Origin of the sequence: Glycomyces terrestris (assembly GCF_003933745.1) — a bacterium.
In the GTDB taxonomy this organism is placed as follows: domain Bacteria; phylum Actinomycetota; class Actinomycetes; order Mycobacteriales; family Micromonosporaceae; genus Glycomyces; species Glycomyces terrestris.
On the sequence record NZ_RSEB01000001.1, the window covers coordinates 911,273 to 930,595 of the forward strand.

General features: G+C 71.9%; 22 protein-coding genes. 13 read left to right on the top strand and 9 right to left on the bottom strand.

The genetic code is table 11. The features are described from left to right. Nucleotides 1-115 precede the first annotated feature (115 nt). Together EIW28_RS04355 and EIW28_RS04360 are read left to right on the top strand one after the other, a co-directional pair. Nucleotides 116-1,135, top strand: a complete 1,020-nt coding sequence (locus EIW28_RS04355) for a coiled-coil domain-containing protein (protein ID WP_125246452.1) — start codon at nt 116-118, stop codon at nt 1,133-1,135. Nucleotides 1,136-1,223: 88 nt separating this feature from the next. Continuing rightward, nucleotides 1,224-2,432: a L,D-transpeptidase gene (locus EIW28_RS04360; RefSeq protein ID WP_125246453.1), complete on the top strand. Its 1,209-nt coding sequence runs from the start codon at nt 1,224-1,226 to the stop codon at nt 2,430-2,432. A gap of 50 nt (nt 2,433-2,482) precedes the next feature. Here the strand turns inward: EIW28_RS04360 and EIW28_RS04365 are convergent, their stop codons facing one another. Continuing rightward, on the bottom strand, nt 2,483-2,827 hold the full coding sequence (locus tag EIW28_RS04365) for a DUF3817 domain-containing protein (RefSeq protein WP_125246454.1): 345 nt from the start codon (nt 2,825-2,827) through the stop codon (nt 2,483-2,485). Continuing rightward, complete coding sequence (locus tag EIW28_RS04370; RefSeq protein ID WP_125246455.1) at nt 2,824-3,156, bottom strand: hypothetical protein; 333 nt, start codon at nt 3,154-3,156, stop codon at nt 2,824-2,826. The genes EIW28_RS04365 and EIW28_RS04370 overlap by 4 nt, the downstream gene beginning before the upstream one ends. A gap of 65 nt (nt 3,157-3,221) precedes the next feature. On the opposite strand from EIW28_RS04370, the gene EIW28_RS24090 reads away from it, so the two are divergent. Beyond that, the gene (locus tag EIW28_RS24090; RefSeq protein ID WP_158630284.1) at nt 3,222-4,130 is read left to right on the top strand and encodes an acyltransferase domain-containing protein; all 909 of its coding nucleotides are present in this window, start codon (nt 3,222-3,224) and stop codon (nt 4,128-4,130) included. 47 nt (nt 4,131-4,177) lie between these two features. Here EIW28_RS24090 and EIW28_RS04380 read toward each other — a convergent pair whose 3' ends face one another. Continuing rightward, nucleotides 4,178-4,663 carry a cupin domain-containing protein gene (locus EIW28_RS04380; RefSeq protein WP_125246456.1) on the bottom strand — a complete coding sequence of 162 codons (486 nt, stop codon included), beginning with the start codon at nt 4,661-4,663 and terminating at the stop codon, nt 4,178-4,180. A 133-nt stretch (nt 4,664-4,796) separates the two neighbouring features. Between EIW28_RS04380 and EIW28_RS04385 the strand changes: the two genes are divergently transcribed. The 4 genes from EIW28_RS04385 (at nt 4,797) to EIW28_RS04400 (ending at nt 7,481) form a co-directional block, all read left to right on the top strand. Further along, nucleotides 4,797-5,285 (top strand): RrF2 family transcriptional regulator, encoded by a 489-nt coding sequence (locus EIW28_RS04385; protein WP_125246457.1) that lies wholly within the window; start codon nt 4,797-4,799, stop codon nt 5,283-5,285. A gap of 9 nt (nt 5,286-5,294) precedes the next feature. Beyond that, the gene (locus tag EIW28_RS04390; protein ID WP_125246458.1) at nt 5,295-6,173 is read left to right on the top strand and encodes a TIGR01777 family oxidoreductase; all 879 of its coding nucleotides are present in this window, start codon (nt 5,295-5,297) and stop codon (nt 6,171-6,173) included. A gap of 264 nt (nt 6,174-6,437) precedes the next feature. Then, on the top strand, nt 6,438-6,884 hold the full coding sequence (locus tag EIW28_RS04395) for a hypothetical protein (protein ID WP_125246459.1): 447 nt from the start codon (nt 6,438-6,440) through the stop codon (nt 6,882-6,884). Between the two features lie 33 nt (nt 6,885-6,917). Beyond that, nucleotides 6,918-7,481, top strand: a complete 564-nt coding sequence (locus tag EIW28_RS04400; protein ID WP_125246460.1) for a hypothetical protein — start codon at nt 6,918-6,920, stop codon at nt 7,479-7,481. Here EIW28_RS04400 and EIW28_RS04405 read toward each other — a convergent pair. After that, nucleotides 7,438-8,460, bottom strand: a complete 1,023-nt coding sequence (locus EIW28_RS04405) for an LLM class flavin-dependent oxidoreductase (RefSeq protein WP_125246461.1) — start codon at nt 8,458-8,460, stop codon at nt 7,438-7,440. The genes EIW28_RS04400 and EIW28_RS04405 overlap by 44 nt on opposite strands. A 17-nt stretch (nt 8,461-8,477) precedes the next feature. Further along, nucleotides 8,478-9,860, bottom strand: coding sequence for a class II 3-deoxy-7-phosphoheptulonate synthase (locus EIW28_RS04410; protein ID WP_232013789.1), 1,383 nt, complete (start codon nt 9,858-9,860; stop codon nt 8,478-8,480). Nucleotides 9,861-9,997: 137 nt separating this feature from the next. On the opposite strand from EIW28_RS04410, the gene EIW28_RS04415 reads away from it, so the two are divergent. Continuing rightward, nucleotides 9,998-10,621 (top strand): cyclodeaminase/cyclohydrolase family protein, encoded by a 624-nt coding sequence (locus EIW28_RS04415; RefSeq protein WP_125246463.1) that lies wholly within the window; start codon nt 9,998-10,000, stop codon nt 10,619-10,621. Further along, the gene (locus EIW28_RS04420; RefSeq protein ID WP_125246464.1) at nt 10,618-11,469 is read left to right on the top strand and encodes a bifunctional 5,10-methylenetetrahydrofolate dehydrogenase/5,10-methenyltetrahydrofolate cyclohydrolase; all 852 of its coding nucleotides are present in this window, start codon (nt 10,618-10,620) and stop codon (nt 11,467-11,469) included. Before EIW28_RS04415 ends, EIW28_RS04420 begins: the two co-directional genes overlap by 4 nt. 759 nt (nt 11,470-12,228) lie before the next feature. Here EIW28_RS04420 and EIW28_RS04425 read toward each other — a convergent pair. Next, entirely contained in the window at nt 12,229-12,972 is a 744-nt protein-coding gene (locus tag EIW28_RS04425) for a hypothetical protein (protein ID WP_125246465.1), read from the bottom strand. A gap of 176 nt (nt 12,973-13,148) precedes the next feature. Here EIW28_RS04425 and EIW28_RS04430 point away from each other — a divergent pair, with 176 nt between their 5' ends. Further along, the gene (locus tag EIW28_RS04430; protein WP_125246466.1) at nt 13,149-13,535 is read left to right on the top strand and encodes a hypothetical protein; all 387 of its coding nucleotides are present in this window, start codon (nt 13,149-13,151) and stop codon (nt 13,533-13,535) included. 694 nt (nt 13,536-14,229) lie between these two features. Here EIW28_RS04430 and EIW28_RS04435 read toward each other — a convergent pair. Then, complete coding sequence (locus EIW28_RS04435; protein WP_125246467.1) at nt 14,230-15,255, bottom strand: 6-phosphofructokinase; 1,026 nt, start codon at nt 15,253-15,255, stop codon at nt 14,230-14,232. Between the two features lie 135 nt (nt 15,256-15,390). Continuing rightward, entirely contained in the window at nt 15,391-15,939 is a 549-nt protein-coding gene (locus EIW28_RS04440) for a polyadenylate-specific 3'-exoribonuclease AS (protein ID WP_125246468.1), read from the bottom strand. Nucleotides 15,940-16,268: 329 nt separating this feature from the next. Between EIW28_RS04440 and EIW28_RS25330 the strand changes: the two genes are divergently transcribed. Further along, complete coding sequence (locus tag EIW28_RS25330; RefSeq protein ID WP_197717057.1) at nt 16,269-16,958, top strand: Crp/Fnr family transcriptional regulator; 690 nt, start codon at nt 16,269-16,271, stop codon at nt 16,956-16,958. Between the two features lie 201 nt (nt 16,959-17,159). Here EIW28_RS25330 and EIW28_RS04450 read toward each other — a convergent pair whose 3' ends face one another. Next, nucleotides 17,160-17,837 carry a lysophospholipid acyltransferase family protein gene (locus EIW28_RS04450; protein WP_125246736.1) on the bottom strand — a complete coding sequence of 226 codons (678 nt, stop codon included), beginning with the start codon at nt 17,835-17,837 and terminating at the stop codon, nt 17,160-17,162. A gap of 210 nt (nt 17,838-18,047) precedes the next feature. Between EIW28_RS04450 and EIW28_RS04455 the strand changes: the two genes are divergently transcribed. Continuing rightward, entirely contained in the window at nt 18,048-18,818 is a 771-nt protein-coding gene (locus tag EIW28_RS04455; protein WP_197717058.1) for an alpha/beta hydrolase, read from the top strand. Then, nucleotides 18,811-19,311, top strand: a complete 501-nt coding sequence (locus tag EIW28_RS04460) for a hypothetical protein (protein ID WP_125246469.1) — start codon at nt 18,811-18,813, stop codon at nt 19,309-19,311. The genes EIW28_RS04455 and EIW28_RS04460 overlap by 8 nt, the downstream gene beginning before the upstream one ends. The last annotated feature ends 12 nt before the right edge of the window (nt 19,312-19,323 follow it).

Consider the following 19,323-nt stretch of genomic DNA (forward strand, 5'->3'; position numbering starts at 1 on the left):
GGCGACCACCAGCGGTTATGCCACATGGCCCGGTTCGAATAGAGGAATCCTCCCGTTCTAGGCTGGGGCCGACCATCGGCCCACTCGGCCCCGAGCAACCGAAGGACCGCACGCCTTGAACGCCGGAACCGCCGCCAGGCGCGCCGCCCGCCCCTTCCGCGGGGCGAAGCGGCTCCTCACCCTCCCCGTCGCGGCCGTCGCCGCCGTGGTGTTCCTGGTCTCCCCCGCCTCCCAGTCGAGCGCGCAGGAGGGCGAGGAGGGCGCCTCGGACGCGCTCAGCCAGGCCATCGAGGATTACCTGAACGCCCGGGACGAGCTCGCCGCCCTGGAGCAGCAGGAGGACGACCTCGCGGCGGAGCTCGCGGCCTCCACCGAGGAGCAGGCCGCGCTCCGGGCCGAGCTGGAGGACTACGCGTACATCGCGTCGACCACCTCCGACTACCAGTCGACCGCCGCGCTCCTGGCCTCCGGCGACCCGCAGGACGCGATCGCGGCGATGGAGATGCTCCAGTTCCTCGGGGAGTCCCGCGCCGACCGGCTCAACGAGCTGCTCGCGCGGCTCCAGGAGATCGAGGCGCTCCAGCAGACCCTCGACGACAACATCGCCGAGCAGGCCGACGTCGCCGAGGAGCTGGAGGACGCCCGCGACGAGGCCGCCCGCGAGCTCGCGGGCTCCGGCGGCGACGACGCCGTGGGCCCCACGGTCTCCGACGCGCCCGCGGCCGAGCCGTTCGAGGGCGACGGCGGCGGCTGCACCGAGGACGACCCGACCCCGGCGAACGGCTGCATCACCCCGCGCACCCTGCACGCGCTGGAGCAGGCGCAGATCGCCGGGTTCACCAGGTACGTCTCCTGCTACCGCTCCGGCGGCTCCGGCGAGCACCCCAAGGGCCGGGCCTGCGACTTCTCCTCGGAGCCGGGCGGCTTCGGCGGCGACGCGACCGGCGAGGACTACGACTACGGGCAGAACCTCGCGGGCTGGCTCATCGAGAACGCCGACGCGCTCGGCGTCCAGTACGTCATCTGGTACCGCCAGATCTGGTTCCCCGGCAGCGGCTGGAAGTCCTACTCGGGCGCGTACGGCGACCCGTCCTCGGACCACACGAACCACGTCCATCTGAGTATGCGCAGTTGAGCCGCGTCCCGGTTGCACGGCCCGAACGACGCGTTTCTCACAGGTGCACAGGGGACACGGCGTCGCCGCGCGGTTGTACCGTGGGGCGATGAGCTTCGGACGTTCCCCGCTGACCCGCCGCGGCGCCCTCGCCGCCGCCGGCTCCGCGGCCGCCCTCGGGCTGGCCGCGGCCTGCACCAAGGAAGACGGGACCATCTCGGACGCGGAGGACGCCACCTCCGAGGAGCCGCAGAGCGCCGCGAAGGTGACGATCACCCCGGCCGACGGCTCGGCCGAGGCCACCGCCGCCACCGAGATCGCCTGGACCGTCGAGGCCGGCGAGCTCCAGGAGGTGACCCTGGTCGACGCGTCCGGCGCGGCCGTCGAGGGCGCGATGCACCCCGACGGGACCACCTGGGTGCCGGCGAACCCCCTCGAATGGGAGGGCACCTACACGGCCACGGTCACCGCCGCCGACGAGGCGGGCCTGGTCGCCACCGCGACCTCCACGTTCACCGTCATCGCCTCCCCCGGCGACCGGGTGGGCATCGAGAACTACCTCCCGGGCCAGGACTCCACGGTCGGGCAGGGCGCGATCCTGGCGTTCCGCTTCACCGACTACGAGATCCCCGAGGACCTGCGGGCCTCGGTCGAGCGGCGCCTGTTCGTGACCTCCGAGCCGGCGCAGGAGGGCTCGTGGCACTGGATCACCGGCCGCGCCCTGGAGTACCGGCCCAAGGAGTACTGGCAGCCGAACACGCAGGTCACGGTCCGGCTCGGGCTCGGCGGCCTCGACCTCGGCGGCGGCAGGTACGGCGAGTTCGACCAGGAGACGTCCTTCACCACCGACGCCGAGGCGCGGCTGCTGGAGGCCGACGACGACACGAAGCAGATGCGGGCGTACCTGGACGGCTCGATCGTCCAGACCATCCCGATCTCGCTGGGCGCCGACGAGATCGACGGGCACGACGCCCGGTCCTTCTCCGGGACCATGATCATCATGAGCCGCGAGGAGGAGTCGACCTTCGTCTCCGACCTGTACGACTACGAGACCGACGTCAAGTGGGCGATGCGCCTGACGTTCTCGGGCCAGTTCATCCACGGCGCCCCGTGGGCGGCCGACCGGCTCGGCGTCTCGAACGGCTCCCACGGCTGCCTGAACGTCTCCGACGAGATGGGCGAGTGGATCTACAACTTCGTGCGCTGGGGCGACCCGGTCGTCGTCAAGAACACGGGTATCGAAGTGCCGCAAGGCGACGGCTTCACCGGCTGGACGCTCGACTGGGAGACGTTCAAGGCCGGGTCCTACCTGGCGTGAGACATGGGGAAGGGCCCGGCGGTGCGACCGCCGGGCCCTTCCGCTTCGTCTCAGACGGGCTCTTCGCTGCGGACCTTCGGGTCGGCGGCCTGCGGGTGCTCCTCGAGGATGCGGCGGTGCGCCCAGCGCTCCACGAAGAACGAGGCGACCGGCACGGTCCCGCCGAGCAGCAGGCCCACGGTGTGCGGCCAGAACTTCCAGCCCGCCTGCTGGGCGAGGTGGAAGCCGAGCACGAGGTAGACCATGTAGCAGAGGCCGTGGATCGGGCTGATGACCGTGACGAGCGTGTCGTCGCCGCCGAAGTACTTGAGCGGCATGGCGACGAACATGAGCGCGATGAGGAACGTGCCGACGATCCAGGCGACGATCCGGAAGCGTTTCAGAGCGGCGTTCAAGCGTGGCTCCCCTGGGAGGATTCGGACGGCGACCGCCGCGCGTCCAAGATGGACTTCTCGAACGGCGAGGTCATCGGGGGCGGCTCGGGGCGGCTGCGGCGCGACTCGCCCTCGGGGCGGTCCTTGCGCAGTTCGAGGCGCATCTGCCGCACCCACAGGGCCACCGTGAAGACCGCGAACAGCGGCCATTCGAGGGCGTAGCCCCAGCTGATGGCGTTGCCGCCCTGCGCGCGGGTCAGCTGCCACCACCCGAGCAGCCCGAAGGCGACCGTCAGCACCACGGCGAAGCAGTGGAGGACGATCCAGGGAGGCGTCAGCAGCCGTCGCACGCCCCCAGACTAGGGTGACCGACCCGATGTTGCCGCCGGGGGGCCGTTCATGGTGACATAGGCCGGTGACCCAGGACCTTCCCCAGGCGGGTGCCGTGCGGCCCTACCCGGCCCCCGACGCCGCCGCCGTCCGCGAGCTGCTCCTCGACTGGTGCGGCGCCGACCCCCAGGACGCCGACGACGCGGTGCGCGCCCTCGCCGCGGTCGACGGCGCCGCGCACGAGACCGCCGACCGGCTGTACCAGTCGATCGCGGCGGACATGGGCGGCAAGAAGTGGCTCGGCTGGCCCAAGCCGCCCGCCGACGCGCCGCTGCTGCACCTGTTCCCGCTGCTCGCGGCCGTCCCGGACATGCTCAAGTTCCACGGCGACCGCGGCGTCGACGAGGAGCTGTCGCGCCGGGTCCTGGCCGACCTCGGCGAGAAGCTGCGGTTCAACCGGCGGATCCACGGCCGGGCCGGGCTCGACGTGGCGAACTGGTTCACCGGGCACGTGCGCGGCGCGCTGTACCAGCTGGGGCGGCTCCAGTTCTGCGTCGAGGGCCCCGACCCGCGGCCCTTCGCGGGCATGCACATCCGCGGCGAGGGCGGGCCGCTCACGCTCGACGCCGTGCGCGACTCGGTCGAATGGGCCCTGGAGTTCCTGCCCGCGGTCTTCCCCGAGCGGTACGCGGGCCCCGAGGACCTGGAGTTCCGGTGCGAGTCGTGGCTGCTCGACCCGCAGCTGCGCGACTGGCTCCCCGAGCGCTCGAACATCCCCGGGTTCGGGGCGCTGTTCGAGCTCATCGGCGAGGGCGACCCGGCCGGGAACCGGAGCGACCTGTGGCGCTTCGTCTTCGGTCGGCCCGAGGACACGCCGGTCGAGGAGCTGCCGCAGGACAACACCCTGCAACGCTCGGTCATGGCCGGGCTCGAGGCCGGCGTCGTGTGGCGCAACCGCTTCGGCCGCCTGGACCTGGCCCGGCTCGGACTCTGACACGAAACACGGCGGCCGCCTCGATCGAGGCGGCCGCCGTCGCGTCCCTAGGCGCGGGCGAGGCGCCACGCCTCGCTCGCCACGTAGTGGTTGTCGTAGCGCTGCCCCGACGCGGGGATCTCGGCCGGGTCGGCCTCGCCCGCGGCGACGCGTTCGAGCAGGCGGTAGTAGTCGAAGCGGTCCGCCGCGGGCGTGAAGACCGCGAGGACGTCGGCGTCGTGCCCGGCGGCCGCGCCGAAGGCGTGCGGCAGGCCCGGCGGGATCGACACGAAGTCCCCCGCGCCGAGCTCGACGACCTCGTCCCCGGTGAGGACCTGGAGCCGGCCGGCGATGACGAACAGGGACTCGGTGGTCGCCGTGTGGAAGTGCGAGGGCGCGCCGTCGCCGCCGGCGGGGAACGTCGAGCGGGTCACCGAGAGGGCGCCGCCGGTCTCGGAGGAGTCGGCGAGCAGGGTCATGACGGAGCGGTGGGCGTGGGCGAGGCGCTCGGCGGCGTCGGCGCGGGCGATGACGGGCTGCGGGACGGTGCTCATGTCGTGGACCTCCAGTCGCGGTTCCGGCCCTCGCCGGAACTCATATCTAGATATTACATGTCTAGATAAAGATCGGCAATCGTCGTGCGCAGCGCCACATCCGGCCGCAATCCGGAGGGCTAGTATCGAGTTCATGCGAATCAGCGAAGGCGTCGAGTGGGCCGCGCACTGCTGCCTGCTCCTCGACTGGATGGGCACCGGCGAGCCGGTCTCGACCGCCCGGCTCGCCGCCGGGTACGGCCTGCCGGCGGCCTACCTCAACAAGCAGTTGCAGCCGCTCGTCAAGGCCGGCATCCTCACCTCGACCGCGGGCAAGAAGGGCGGGTTCCGGCTCGCGAAGCCGCTGGCGGACATCACCCTCATGGACGTCCTCACCGCGATCGAGGGGCCTGACGAGGCGTTCCAGTGCGCCGAGATCCGGCGGCACGGCGTGTGGGCCGACGAGCCCGCGTCCGTCTTCCGGGCCCCGTGCGCCATCGACACCGCGATGCGGAGCGCCGAACTCGAGTGGCGCCGGGCCCTGGCCGCCCAGACCCTGGCGGCGGTGCAGGCGAACGCGGAACTCCAGGCGCCGGGACTGCGCACGCAAGTCCAGGAGTGGTATGCCCGGCCGAGGCAATAGGCTGTCGTCATGCGCATCGTCATCGCCGGATCGAGCGGCTACCTCGGCCAAGCCCTGATGGACGAACTCGAAGGGCACGACCTCGTGCGGCTGGTGCGCCACCGGCCGGACGAGGAGAACGAGATCCTCTGGGACCCATACAAGGAGGCCCTGGACCCGCAGATCCTCGACGGCGTCGACGTCGTGGTCAACCTCTGCGGCGCCTCGATCGGCGGGCAGCGCTGGAACGAGGCGTACAAGCGGCGCCTGCGCACCTCCCGGGTGATCCCGACGCAGGTCCTCGCGACCGCGGTCGCGCGGGCCGGGGTCCCGGCGCTCGTGAACGCCTCCGCGATGGGCTGGTACGGCGACCGCGCCGACCTCGAGGTGGACGAGTCCTTCCCGGCGGCGGCAGACTTCCTCGGCCGGCTCTGCGTCGACTGGGAGCGGGCCACGGCGCCGGCCGAGGAGGCGGGCGCGCGCGTCGTGCACCTGCGCACCGGCCACGTCCTCGGCCCCGGCAGCCTCCTCCTCGCGCGCTTCGTGCCCGCGTGGAAGTGCTTCCTGGGCGGGCGGTTCGGCAGCGGCCGCCAGTACATGTCGTGGATCTCCCTGCGCGACTGGACCGCCGCGGCCAAGGCGGTCATCGAGGGCGACGTCTCCGGCCCGGTCAACATGGTCGGCCCGAACGCCGTGCGCAACAAGGACTTCGCGACGGCGCTCGGCGCCGCGCTCCACCGCCCGGCCCCCTGGATCATCCCGGGGTGGGCGGTCAAGCTCGTCGCGGGCGAAGCCGCGATCGAGATGCTCCGCGGCTCGAACATCAAGCCGCGCAAGCTCGAAGCCATGGGCTTCGAGTTCCGGGACCAGACGGTCTTCGAGGCCCTGCGGACGGCCCTGCCGCGCTGACCCGGGCCCGAACACCACTGTTGAGACCGGCCCCGCTCCTGTGGGGCCGGTCTCGCGTCCGTCCGCGACCGGCCTGCCGTGACCGCCTCCGATCCGACCCTGTTCGGGTTCGCACTCGCGACGGCGCTGCCTGCGGTCCTGCTCCAAACGTTCCGCGACAGCCTGCGTCTACTCGCGGTCAGCGGAACAGTGGTTCCGCGAGTGCGAGGCGTTCCGCGCCGGCGCGGAGCCGACCGGGCCGGGCGATTGAGCGACACTTGGTCCATGGCCGCATCCCCGCGAGAGACGCCGCGTTCGATCAGCCTCGCCCAGATCGGGCTGTGGCTCCAGTTCGGGTACTTCGTCGGCGGCGGGCTGCTGTCCGCCGCGTTCGTGCCCTACCCGTTCGGGATGCTCATGATCGGCGCGGTCGGCGGGGGCCTGGTGGGGCTGCTGCTCGTCGTCGGGGTGCCGGCGCTCGGGATGGGGGCCGGGCTGCTGACGCTCATGATCGGGGACCGGTTCCAGGGCGCGCGGTCGGCGGCCGTGATCGCCTCGGTGGTGCTGGCGACGGGTGCGGCGGCGGCCGCGTTCGCGTCGCCGATGCCGTTCGTGACGCTCGCGACGGCCCTCCCGTGGTTCGCGATCCAGGCCATGACCGTCGTGAACCTCCGCACAGCCGAGGCCGACCGGTGGTTCACCGGTCCCGACGAGGTGGCCCCCGAGCCCTAGACTTCAGGGACCGCCCACCCGGAGGACCCGCCCATGCTGACCCCGCCGTCCACGCCCCTGCCGCCGGAGCTGCTGCACCGCAAGCCCGGGACCGTCACCGCCGCGCAGGTGATGCTGTGGCTCCAGTTCTCGTTCCTCATCTGCTGCGGGGCCGGGACGGGGATCATCGGGGTGTTCTGGACCTCGGTCGACTTCGGCGAGTTCACGTTCGACCAGGACCTGACCGACGTGTTCGAGGATCTCGCCGCGCTCGTGGTGATGGTCGTCGCGGTGACGATCCTGGTGGTGATCCTCTACGGGATCCTCGCGGTGAAGATCGGCGCGGGCCGGCGCTGGGCGCAGATCGTCACGATCCTGCTCATGCTCGCGTCCGTCGTGGTCGGCTTCATCGGCATGTACACCGGCTTCCGGGCCGACGACGACGCCGGGGCGGCCGTCGACGGCTCGCGCCTGGTCTGGACGCTGCTGGGCCTGTCGATGCCGCTGGTGACGCTCCTGTGCCTGTTCACCGGCTCGGCGAACCAGTGGTTCCGCCAGCGCGGCCGGGAGCCGCTCAAGGGGCTGCCGCCGCAGGCGACGCAGTTCCGGCCGTACTGAGCACCTCCCCGAGCGCGGCGATGTTGTCGCGCACGGCCGCTTCGTCGCCGAGTCCTTCGACGAGGAGGAGCTGGCGCTTGACGCCGGTGGCCGCGGCGGAGGCGGCGAGCCGTTCGGCCACGTGGGCGGCGGTGCCGACGGCGTGGCGCTCGATCATCCAGTCGACGTAGGCGGCGTGGTCGCGTTGGGCGCGTCCGGGTTTGAGGGACACGTACTGGCCGACGCCGCGGGTGAGGAGCTCGGTCAGGGACGCGCGGAGGCGGTCGGCGCCGGCGGGGGTGTCGGCGATCTGGGCGAGGTGGGTGGAGGCGTGCTCGGCTGCGTCGGGGTCGCGGCCGGCGGTCTCGGCTTCGGCGCGCCATGCCGCGATGAGGGCGCGGTGGTCGTCGTCGGGGGCGTGCATGCCGAGGAGGAGCGGGAGGCCGAGGCGGCCGGCGAGGCGCGCGGTGCCTTCGCCGGTGGCGGCGACCCAGATGGGGGCGCCGGTGCCGGGGGGCATGACGCGGACGGGGAGCACGTCGAAGAATTCACCCGTGTGGGCGACTTCGGTGTCGCCGGAGAGCCAGCGGACGAGGAGGCGGAGGCCTTCTTCGAAGCCGCGTTCGTAGCGTTCGAGGCCGGTGGCGAACACGTCGAGGTCGATCCAGGGGCCGCCGCGGCCGACGCCGAGGCGGAAGCGGCCGGGGGCGAGGGCGTCGAGGGCGGCGGCCTCCTCCCCCAGGGCCACGGGGTGGCGGTTGGAGAGGACGGCGACGGCGGTGCCGACCTGGATGCGGGCGGTGGCGGCGAGGAGGTGGGCGGCCATGAGGGTCGCGGAGGGGCTGGCGCCGTACTCGATGAAGTGGTGCTCGGCGGTCCAGACGCCGTCGAGTCCGGAGGCTTCCGCTTGGCGCGCATAGGAGACGACTCGGCGGAGCGCTTCGGCCGGTGCGGCACCGGGGAAGACTCCGCCGAGCAGGAACACGTCGTGTGCACTCATGCACACCACTCTATGGGCTAGTGGCGCAGCATCTCCGCGACGAGGAAGGCCAGTTCGAGCGACTGCTGCGTGTTCAGGCGCGGGTCGCAGGCGGTCTCGTAGCGGTCGGAGAGCTGGTCGTCGCGGATCTCCTGGGCGCCGCCGACGCATTCGGTGACGTCTTCGCCGGTGAGTTCGATGTGGATGCCGCCGGGGTGGGTGCCGGTGCGGCGGTGGACCTCGAAGAAGCCGAGGACTTCATCGACGACCTGGTCGAACGCGCGGGTCTTGTACCCGGAGGCGGACTCGTAGGTGTTGCCGTGCATGGGGTCGCACTGCCACACGACCTTGCAGCCGGCGGCCTCGACCTTCTCGATGATCGGCGGGAGCAGGGTGCGGACGTGCTTGTGCCCCATGCGGGTGATGATCACGAGCTTGCCGGGCAGGTTCTGCGGGTTGAGCTTCTGGCACATCTCGACCACCCATTCGGGCGTGGCGGTGGGGCCGATCTTGCAGCCGACCGGGTTCGCGACGCGGGAGAGGAAGTCGATGTGGGCGCCGTTCAGCTGGCGGGTGCGCTCGCCGTTCCAGAGCATGTGGCCGGAGAGGGCGTACGCCTTGCCGTCGAAGATGCGGGTGAGCGCCCGGTCGTACTCGATGGCGAGCATCTCGTGGGACGCGAAGACCTCGGCGGTGTGGAGGTTCTCGGAGTCGACGCCGCAGGCGGCCATGAAGCGGACGGCGCGGTCGATCTCGCGGCCGATGGCCTCGTAGCGCTCGCCGGCCGGGGAGTTGCGGACGAAGTCCTTGTTCCAGTCGTGGACGGCCATGAGGTCGGCGAGGCCGCCGCGCAGGTAGGCGCGGAGCATGTTCATGGCGGCCGCGGAGTTCGCGTAGGCGCGGATCATGCGCTGCGGGTCGCAGACGCGGGCCTCTTCGGTGGCTTCGAGCGAGTTGAACATGTCGCCGCGGTAGACGGGCAGCCCGAGGGAGTCGGTCGCGGCCGAGCGCGGCTTCGAGTACTGGCCGGCGACGCGGCCGACCTTGACGACGGGCAGCGACGCGCCGTAGGTGAGCACGACCGCCATCTGGAGGAGCGTGCGCATGTTGGCGAGGACGTGGTGCTCGGTGTTGTCGATGAAGGTCTCGGCGCAGTCGCCGCCCTGCATGAGGAAGGCGCGGCCCTCGCAGACCTCGGCGAGGCGTTCGCGCAGGTGGTCGACCTCGTAGGGCGCGACGATCGGCGGGACGGCGGCGAGGACGCCGGTCACCTCTTCGACCTCGGCGTAATCGGGCCACGGGGGAACCTGCTCGCGGGGCAGGTCCCGCCAGGCGTCCAGCTGATAGCGCTCGGCTTCTTCCTCGTCTGCGATGACGGGGACGAGTCCGGGGTTTCGCAGGTCATGCCATTGGCGGTTCACGCCGATATCGTACGCGGGCGGGCTGGGGGGCGGCGACGCCGATTTGGCGATCCCAGGGATTGAGCGGCGGCGGGCGGCGCGACACACTGGGGCGCTCGGAGACATCCCACCTTTCGGGGCGCGTCTAAGCTGGTCGGGTGCGCAAGACGACGATTGAAGAGTGGCTGACCGACCTCGCGTCGGAGCGGCCGGCGCCCGGCGGGGGCGCCGCGGCGGGGGTGAACGCGGCCATGGGCGCCGCCCTGGTCTCGATGGTGTGCAACCTGACGATCGGGAAGCCGAAGTTCGCGGAGCACGAGGCGATGATGCGGGAGGTCCTGGCCGAGGCCGAGCGGCTGCGGCTGGAGGCGCTCCAGCTGGCGGAGGACGACGCGGAGGCGTTCTCGGGCGTGGTCGCGGCCTACAGGCTGCCGAAGTCCTCGGACGAGGAGAAGGCGGCGCGGACCGCGGCGATCCAGGCGGGCCTGGTCGAGGCCGCGGCGGTGCCGCTCGCGGTGGCGAAGGTCGCGGCCGAGGTCATCAAGCTGTCGGGCCGGGTCCTGGAGGGCTCCAACCCGAACGTGCTCTCCGATGTCGCGGTGGCGGCGTCGGCGGCGAAGTCGGCGCTGGAGTCGGCGGCGCTGAACGTGGACATCAACCTGGTGTCCATCAAGGACGCGGGCGAGCGCGAGCGGCTCGCGAGCGCGCTCAACGAGGCGCTCCAGGCGAAGGTGCAGGCCGAGGCGATCATGCACGCGGTGGCGAAGCGGATCCGGGCATGAGCGACATCGACGGGCGCGCGGTCGCCAAGGAGATCAGGGCCGGCGTGGCCGCGGCGGCGGCGAAGCTGCGCGAGAACGGGACCGCACCGACGCTCGCGGTCGTCGTCCCGACCGACGACGAGGGCACGGCCTGGTACGTGCGGTCGATCAAGAAGGCCGCCGAGAAGGAGGGCGTCGACTGCCGCATCGAGCAGCTCGACGCGCCGGGCCGCGACGAGATCGTCGCGAAGCTCCAGGAGCTGTCGGCCGATCCCGGCGTGCACGGGATCATCTGCCAGACGCCGCTCCCGGAGGGAGTGACGCTCGCGGAGGTCGGCGGGCACATCAGCCCGCTCAAGGACATCGACGGCGCGAACGCGACGAACCTGGGCCGTCTCGGCGCGGGCCTGCGCACGTGGGCCCCGGCGACGGCCGCGGCGGTGCTCGAGCTGCTCAAGCACGAGGAGGGCCTGACGCTGTCGGGCGCGCGCGCCGTGGTGGTCGGCCGGTCCACAGTGGTCGGCAAGCCGGCGGCGCTGCTGCTGCTCAACGAGTCGGCGACGGTGACGGTCTGCCACTCGCGCACGAAGGACCTCGCGGCGGTCTGCCGCGAGGCCGACGTGCTGGTCGCGGCCGTGGGCCGCGCGGGCATGATCGGCGCGGACTTCGTCAAGCCGGGCGCGACCGTGATCGACGTGGGCACCAACCCGACCGACGACGGCGGCCTGGTCGGCGACGTCGACTACGCGGCCGTCTCCGGCATCGCGGGCCGCCTGACCCCGGTCCCCGGCGGCGTCGGCCCGGTGACGACGGCACTCCTGCTGCGCCACACGGTCGAAGCGGCGGAGCTGTCCAAGACCCACCCGTAACGCCAAGCGGCACAACGCGAACCACGGCGACCCGAACTGCGGCGACGCGAACTGGCGACCCGAACGGCCGACCGCCCTCCTGGGCGGTCGGCCGTTCGCGTGCACGCTGAAGACCTGCGGAAGTCCTGGGGAAGGCCCCCCGGTTTTCCAAGCTACACAGGCGAACCTGAAGGGGAGCTGAAGCGGGCCGCCGTACCGGGACGGCCGCCGGGGGCACGAACGGCCGGGCTCACCGCCAGGGAAGGGCCCCCGGTCTCGAAGCTAGCGCAGCGAACCTGAAGCAGAGCTGAAGAAGCCGACCGCCCCACCGGGACCGCCGCCGGGTGCACGAACGGCCGGGCTCACCGCCAGGGAAGGGCCCCCGGTCTCGAAGCTAGCGCAGCGAACCTGAAGCAGAGCTGAAGAAGCCGACCGCCCCACCGGGACCGCCGCCGGGTGCACGAACGGCCGGGCTCACCGCCAGGGAAGGGCCCCCGGTCTCGAAGCTAGCGCAGCGAACCTGAAGCAGAGCTGAAGAAGCCGACCGCCCCACCGGGACCGCCGCCGGGTGCACGAACGGCCGGGCTCACCGCCAGGGAAGGGCCCCCGGTCTCGAAGCTAGCGCAGCGAACCTGAAGCAGAGCTGAAGAAGCCGACCGCCCCACCGGGACCGCCGCCGGGTACGCGAACGGCCGGGCACACCGCCAGGGAAGGGCCCCCGGTCTCGAAGCTAGCGCAGCGAACCTGAAGCAGAGCTGAAGCGGGCGATTCGAATCGGGGCTAGTGGGTCTGGGTGCGTTCGAGGCAGGCGGCGAGGGCCGGGAGGAAGTCCATGAAGCGGGCGCGGGAGCGGTCGTCGTCGCCGGGGGCGGCGTCGCTGCGCCAGGTGGTGAGCCAGCCGCCCTTGGCGGCCCAGGACCAGCGGAAGAGATCGAGGCCGGAGCGGTCGGCCTCGGCGGCGAGCGCTGCGGCGAAGCGCGGGTCGGCGGTGTGAAGGCGGCGGGGCACGGGCCGGAAGAGGCGGTCGACGGCCTGACCGAGTCGGCCGCGGTGGCGCGCCTGGGGCCGCGGGGGCTCGGTAAGCGCCACGGCCGCGTACCGGTGCCGTTCGGGGTGCCAGGTCGCGGCCAGCGCGGAGTCGCCGTCGAGGAGGCGGTGCTGGACCGTGTCGGGTCGGTCGAGGCGCAGCGGCGCGGCGTTGAAGCGCAGCTGGTAGCGGGAGCCGGCGGCGGTGGCGTCGACGGCGCAGAACCCGAAGGAGGTCCGCCCGTCCCAGGCGCCGCGGGTCCAGCCGCGCACGCAGGCCACCGGGAAGCCGAGGGCGCCGAGGGCGGTGAGGACCTCCGCGGTCTCGCCGTCGCAGTCCTCCGGTTCGAGCTCGGCCCGGAACTCGAGGCGGTAGCGGCGCGCGAAGCGCTGCCAGCCGGCGACGGCCGCGCGGCCCTCGCGTTCGGTCGCCGCGTCGCGGCCCCGGTCGAGCACCACGCCCGCCCAGTCGATGCCGCCATGGCCGACCTGACCCACCACAGGATCCTCCCACTGTCGATTCACGAGCAATGTACGGCGGCCGGGCCGGGGCCGACTCCCCCGATTCGTGCCAGATGGGCGTTCGAAGCGGTCCCGGCTAGTGGCGGATACCCGACAGACAGGAGCGACTACTGCACGTAGCGTTAAGAGTTCGCACGCAAAGGAGGTCACGAATGACACGTCGTCTTGCCTTCGTGGCGACCGTCGCCGCCATGATCCTGGCGGTGTCGAGCCCGGCGATGGCGTTCCAGCACGACCGGGTCCACAACCCGGTGCTGCACTGGGCGCTGGACATCGCGACCCTCGCCATCGTGGTCGCGCCGATCTGGACGGCGCTGCTGTGGGGGCGGGGCCGGAGCAAGTGGCTGCTGGTCGGCCTGATCGGCGTCGTGCAGGTGCCGGTGGCGATCCTCGGGTTCTCACCGGGTGCCTCGGCCCTGTTCGCGGGCAGCGGACTGTTCCTCGGACTCGCGGTCACGGTCGCGGCGATCGTCTACACGCGGCGGGTGACCCGCCTGGAGAGCGCCCAGGCGAACGCCCAGGTCGCGGAAGGCGACTGAAGCCGGCCCGGCAGGGGCCGCATCGGCCGGGCGCGCGGTGACCGCGCCCGCCGTCCCGGCCGCGCCGGGGGTGACGAGGTACCGCCTGGCGCGGTCCCCCGAGCCGAGCTCGAACCCGCTCGCGGTGTCGCCGTCGCGGAGGACCCGCAGGAGCGGGCAGCCGGCGAAGGGGCCGTCGAACCCGCCCGTGGCGGGGTCGCGGTAGGCGTGCCAGGAGCAGTGCTCCTCGCCGACCCAGCCCCAGGCCCGGTGGGTCTCGGCTCCGGCGAACCGGTACACGCCGACGCTGAGCAGCCGGTCGCCGACCGGGCGCCGGTAGAAGTCGGCGTCGAGACCCGCCACCGGGACGCCGTCGAAGTCGACGTCGGCGAGGGTCTTGTGATACGTGAAATCGGCGAGATGCGGGATCTCGCCGATTTCCTTCTCTTCGAGAGGTTCAGCCTCTGCATGAGCCACGGGCACGTCCGGTCTAACGACCGGGCGTGCCCGTGGTTGCGCGTTCGCAGTGCTTTGTGGCCGGTCCCGCTTCAGCTCCCCTTCAGGAACCCAGCGCTAGGGTTCGAGACCGGGGGCCCACCCCTGGGCTCCGGACGGCTCTCGCCGTGCCCTCGCTTCAGCTCCCCTTCAGGTTCGCCCCGCTAGGGTTCGAAACCGGGGGCCCACCCCAGCGGCCGGGACCGGCCTTCGGTGTGCGCTACACGCCGAAGAAGACCTCGGCGTCGGCGTAGCGCTCGACCGGGACGGTCTTGAGCACGTCGGTGCCCTCGTGGATCGGGATGCGCACCACATTGGTGCCCTGGAGCGCCATCATCTTGCCGAAGTCGCCCTCGTTGACCGCGTCGGCGGCCTCGAGGCCGAGGCGGGTCGCCAGGACCCGGTCGAACGCGGTCGGGGTGCCGCCGCGCTGGAGGTGGCCGAGGATGATCGCGCGGGTCTCGATCTCCGCGCGCTCCTTGATCTCCGTCGCGACCCAGTCGCCGACGCCGCCGAGCTTGACGTGGCCGAACGCGTCGACCTCGCCGTCCTTGAGCACCATGCCGGACTCGGCGTGCGCGCCCTCGGAGACGGCGACGATGGTGGCCTTGCCGGCCTCCTTGCGCTCCTTGACGAAGTTCGCGACCTTCTCGATGTCGAAGGCGACCTCGGGGATGAGGACGACGTTCGCGCCGCCGGCGATGCCCGCGTGCAGCGTCATCCAGCCCGCGTGGCGGCCCATGATCTCGACGACGATGCAGCGGTCGTGCGAGTCCGCGGTCGTCCACAGGCGGTCGATGGCCTCGGTCGCGATGTTCACGGCGGTGTCGAACCCGAACGTGTAGTCGGTGCCCGAGAGGTCGTTGTCGATCGTCTTCGGCACGCCGACGCAGTTGACGCCGTCGGCGGTCAGCTTCGTGGCCACGCCCAGGGTGTCCTCGCCGCCGATCGCGATGAGCGCGTCCACGCCCAGCTCGGCCATGTTCTTCTTGATGGCCTCGACGCCGCCCTCGATCTTGTAGGGGTTGGTCCGCGAGGAGTGGAGGATGGTGCCGCCCTGGTCGAGGATGCCCTCGACCACGTCCCAGTTCAGCTCCTGGGTGATGCCCTCGATCGGGCCCTTCCAGCCGTACCGGAAGCCCACGAACTCGTGGCCGTATTCCTTGGTGCCCTTACGGACAGCGGCACGGATGACCGCGTTGAGACCGGGGCAGTCGCCGCCGCCGGTGAGCACGCCAATGCGCATGCGTCTAACTCCCTAGAAGTGAGGACTGTTAACTGGGCGGCCTCATTGCCGAAACACCACCCACCATATATCGGGGCCCGGGAGCGGCGACCAGGGGTTCCGGGGCGCGATCAGGGATGGGACGCCCGGGAGCGCTCAGTAGTGGGACTCGACGGCGCCCGCGCGGTCGCCGCGCACCGCCTCGAGCGCCTTCCAGCGGGCGAGGTTGAGCTTCGCGTCGGTCAGGGCGTCGTGCATGTCCGCGTCGGGCGTGACCGGGAGCTCGGGCCGGCCCAGGTCCTCCCAGCGCTGGCGCAGGTCCTTCGTCATCCGCGGCAGGGCCCGCGGCAGCTCCGGCATCGTGCCCCACAGCTGCGCGAGCACGACGTGGTCGTACGCGCCGATCCACGCCCACAGCTCCACCCGCTCCCCCGGGTGGCTGCCGGTCTTGCGCCGCACCGGCTCGACCAGGAACTCGTACAGCTCGTCGCGGATCGTGGCCCGGTCCTTCCACAGGTGGCTCGAGGGGGCCGGGAGCTTGTCGAGGACGTTGCGGCGCACCCACTCGATCGCCCGGGACGGGTCGAACTCGGTCGACACGGCGTAGTACTCGCGGCCGTGCTCGTCGACGACCGCGATCGAGACCAGGTCGATGGTGCGACCGTCCTCGATGAACTCGGTGTCGTAGAAGTAGCGGTACGCCACGCATCGGCCTTTCGTATGATCACGGGCGGCCTGTTCGGCCCGAATCGGGAGCCGCCCGTATGTCGCCGGACTGGAGTCGACGCTACGCCATACGATCAGGCAGCCGGAATCTGACCTCGCAATCCGCCTATGAGCAGCGCGATACCGGACAATAGACGCGAAAGCACGTAGACTCCATCGTACGCTCGGCCGAGCGACAAGTGCACCGTCCGGACACACGACCCAACGGAGCGTGAAGTTTCCGACACCGAGCCCTGTACAACTACGGAAAAGACAGCGATCATCGGAGGGGACCCGCGGACCCGGGACCCACCGAAGGGGGAAGAACCATGGGTGTCAGCCCATCTGAAGACCCGCTTGCAGGCGTCGCCATGTTCGCCGGCCTGGACTCGCAGGCGCGGCGGCAGATCGCGGGGGTGGCGGTACAGCGCCACTACCGGCGTGGGCACCTGCTGTTCTTCGAGGGCGAGCCGGGCGAGTCGCTCATCATGATCCGCTCCGGCGCCGTGAGCGTCTTCCGGACCGCCGCCACCGGCGAGCGGGCGATGCTCCACGTCGCGCGCGCCCCGGAGGTCCTCGGCGAGGTCTCGCTCCTCGACGGCTCGCCGCGGTCGGCCAGCGCGGAGGCGCTGGAGGACACGTCGGCGCTGGCGCTGGCGCGGTCGTCGTTCCTGGAGCTGGTGCACGGGAACCCGAAGATGCTCGACGCGGTGCTGCGGTCGATGGGCATGATCGTGCGGCGCTTGACGGAGCAGTCCTCGGACCACGTGTTCCTGGACCTGCCGGGGCGGGTGGCGAAGACCCTGGTGCGGTTGGCGGAGCAGCACTCCTCGCCGATGACGACGATCGAGTTGAACCAGACGCAGCTGGCGGAGATGGCGGGCGGGTCGCGCCAGAGCGTGAACCAGGCGATCGGGATCTTCGCGAACCGGGGCTGGCTGCGCACGGAGGGCCGCAAGATCGTGGTGGTGGACCTGCCGGCGCTGCGGCGGCGGGCGGGCTTCGGCGGGCCCGAGTAGGAGCGGTCCCGCGGCGGGACGCGGGCGGTGCTGCGGGGGCGGTGCGGCGGCGTCCAGGGTGCGGATGCGGTGCCGATGCGGTGTGGTGCGGTTCGGCGGTGGAGCGGGTGCGGTGCGGCCGCCCGGTGCGGGCGGTACGACGGCCCGGAGGGAAGTGCAGTGCGACGGCCCGGAGGGAAGTAAGGTGCGGCGCGGAGCGGGTCAGCCCTGCTGTCGGCGTTCCTTGACCTTCGCGGCGTACTCGTCGACGTAGTCCTGGCCGGAGAGCTCGCGGAGGGCGTCCATGACCTCGTCGGTGACGGCGCGTTCGATGAAGCGGTCGCCCACGAGGTCGCGGTAGCGGTTGAAGTCGTGCGGGGGCCCGAACTTGATGCGGACGCGGCCGATGCGCGGGATGCGTCGCCCGATCGGCTGGAGTTCGCCGGTGTTGAGCATGGCGACGGGCACGACCGGGGCGCCGGTCTGGAGGGCGAGGCGGGCGACGCCGGTCTTGCCGCGGTAGAGGCGCCCGTCGGGCGAGCGGGTGCCCTCGGGGTAGATGCCGAAGAGGCGGCCTTCGGAGAGGACGCGCTTGCCGGTGTCGAGGGAGACGTTGGCGGCGTCGCCTCCGGCGCGGTCGACGGGGATGGCGCCGACGGCGTTCATGAAGGAGCGCACGAACCAGCCCTTGAAGCCGGTGCCGGTGAAGTATTCCTCCTTCGCAATGAAGGTGACCCGGCGTTTGAGGACCAGGGGCATGAAGAAGGAGTCGGTCACGGCGAGGTGGTTCGAGGCGAGGATCGCCGGGCCCTCCTCGGGCACGTGCTCGAGCCCGTCGACCTTCGGGCGGTAGACCACCCACAGCAGCGACCCCAGTGTCGCCTTGAGAAACCACCACATGATCACGCGTTCAAGCGTATCGGCATCGGTCAATCCAGCGGACGGCGTCCGGCCCGCACGGGGCGGCGGGGCCCTCAGCGGTGGCACGGTGGGGCGGGCGCGTGCGAGAATGGGCACGCAGCGCGAAAAGGGACCTCCCGGTCGCGGCCCAGGTGCCGCGTCGACCACCGGTCGGCCCGGCGCCCGTCATTCATCGTTCCAGGAGGCGACGTGTCGATCGATTCCGAGGAGTTCGCGTTCGACCTCGGCCCTGACGCCAAGGCCACGATGCTGCTCTGCCACGGGTTCACGTCAGACCCGGCGTCGATGCGGCCGTGGGGCGAGCACCTGCGGGACGCGGGCTTCAACGTCATCGCGCCGCTGCTGCCGGGCCACGGCCAGACGTGGCAGGTGCTCGCGAAGTCGACGTGGCAGGAGTGGTACGGCCGCCTGGAGGAGGCGCTGGACGAGGCGCTGGCGCTGGGGCGCCCGGTGTTCGCGGGCGGCCTGTCGATGGGCGGGTCGCTGTGCCTGCGGCTGGCGGAGCAGCGCGGCGGGGACCTCGCGGGGCTGGTGCTGGTGAACCCGGCGATCTTCGACGACAAGCCGCAGGGGTTCCTGGCGCCGGTGCTGCGGTACGTGATGCCGAGCGTGGCGGCGATCGGCTCGGATCTGAACAAGCCCGACGTGCGGGAGAAGACGACGGCCCGGACGCCGGTGGCGGCGTACGCGTCGCTGCGGCGGCTGTGGAAGGTGACGCGGCCGGAGCTGGCGCGGGTGACGGTGCCGCTGCGGATCTTCACGAGCGCGCAGGACCATGTGGTGAGTCCGCGCAACAGCGCGGTGGTGCGGGCCGGGGTGCGGTCGAAGGACGTGGAGTCGACGGTGCTGCCGCGCAGCTACCATGTGGCGACGCTCGACTATGACGCGGAGACGATCTTCGCGGGGAGCGCGGAGTTCATGGAGCGGCAGCTGGCGAAGGCACGGAGCGTCCATGACTGAGCGGGGCGAGGAGCCTGAGCGCAGCGAGCAGGAGGACGGCCGCGAGGGCGAGCTCCTGCCCGAGGACGTGGACCGGCGGTTCAACGAGCTCATCAAGGACCTGGAGGACCCGGGCCTGGGGCTGACGAAGGCGTACGGCGCGGAGGAGCATCCGGCGGACGCCGTGCCGATGACGCCGCCGGCGTCGGCGGCGTCCGATGAGGAGCCGGGCCTGCTGGAGCTGTGGGACGCGGACCTGCCGGACGACGAGGAGGACGACTACGATCCTCCGGAGCCGCCGCCGGTGCCGTGGCCGAGCCTGCCCGCGGTGGGCGGGGTGCTGCTCGTGATCGCGGGCTTGGCGCTCCTGGTGAACCCGGGCATCGCGCCGCTGGGCACGAACCCGGGCCGCCTGGTCGGCTTCTGCGGGTTCCTGATCGGCGTGTGGCTCCTGATCAGCCGCCTCCGCCCGGACAAGGACGCCGACGACCCGGACGACGGCGCGGTCGTCTGACGCGCCGCTTCA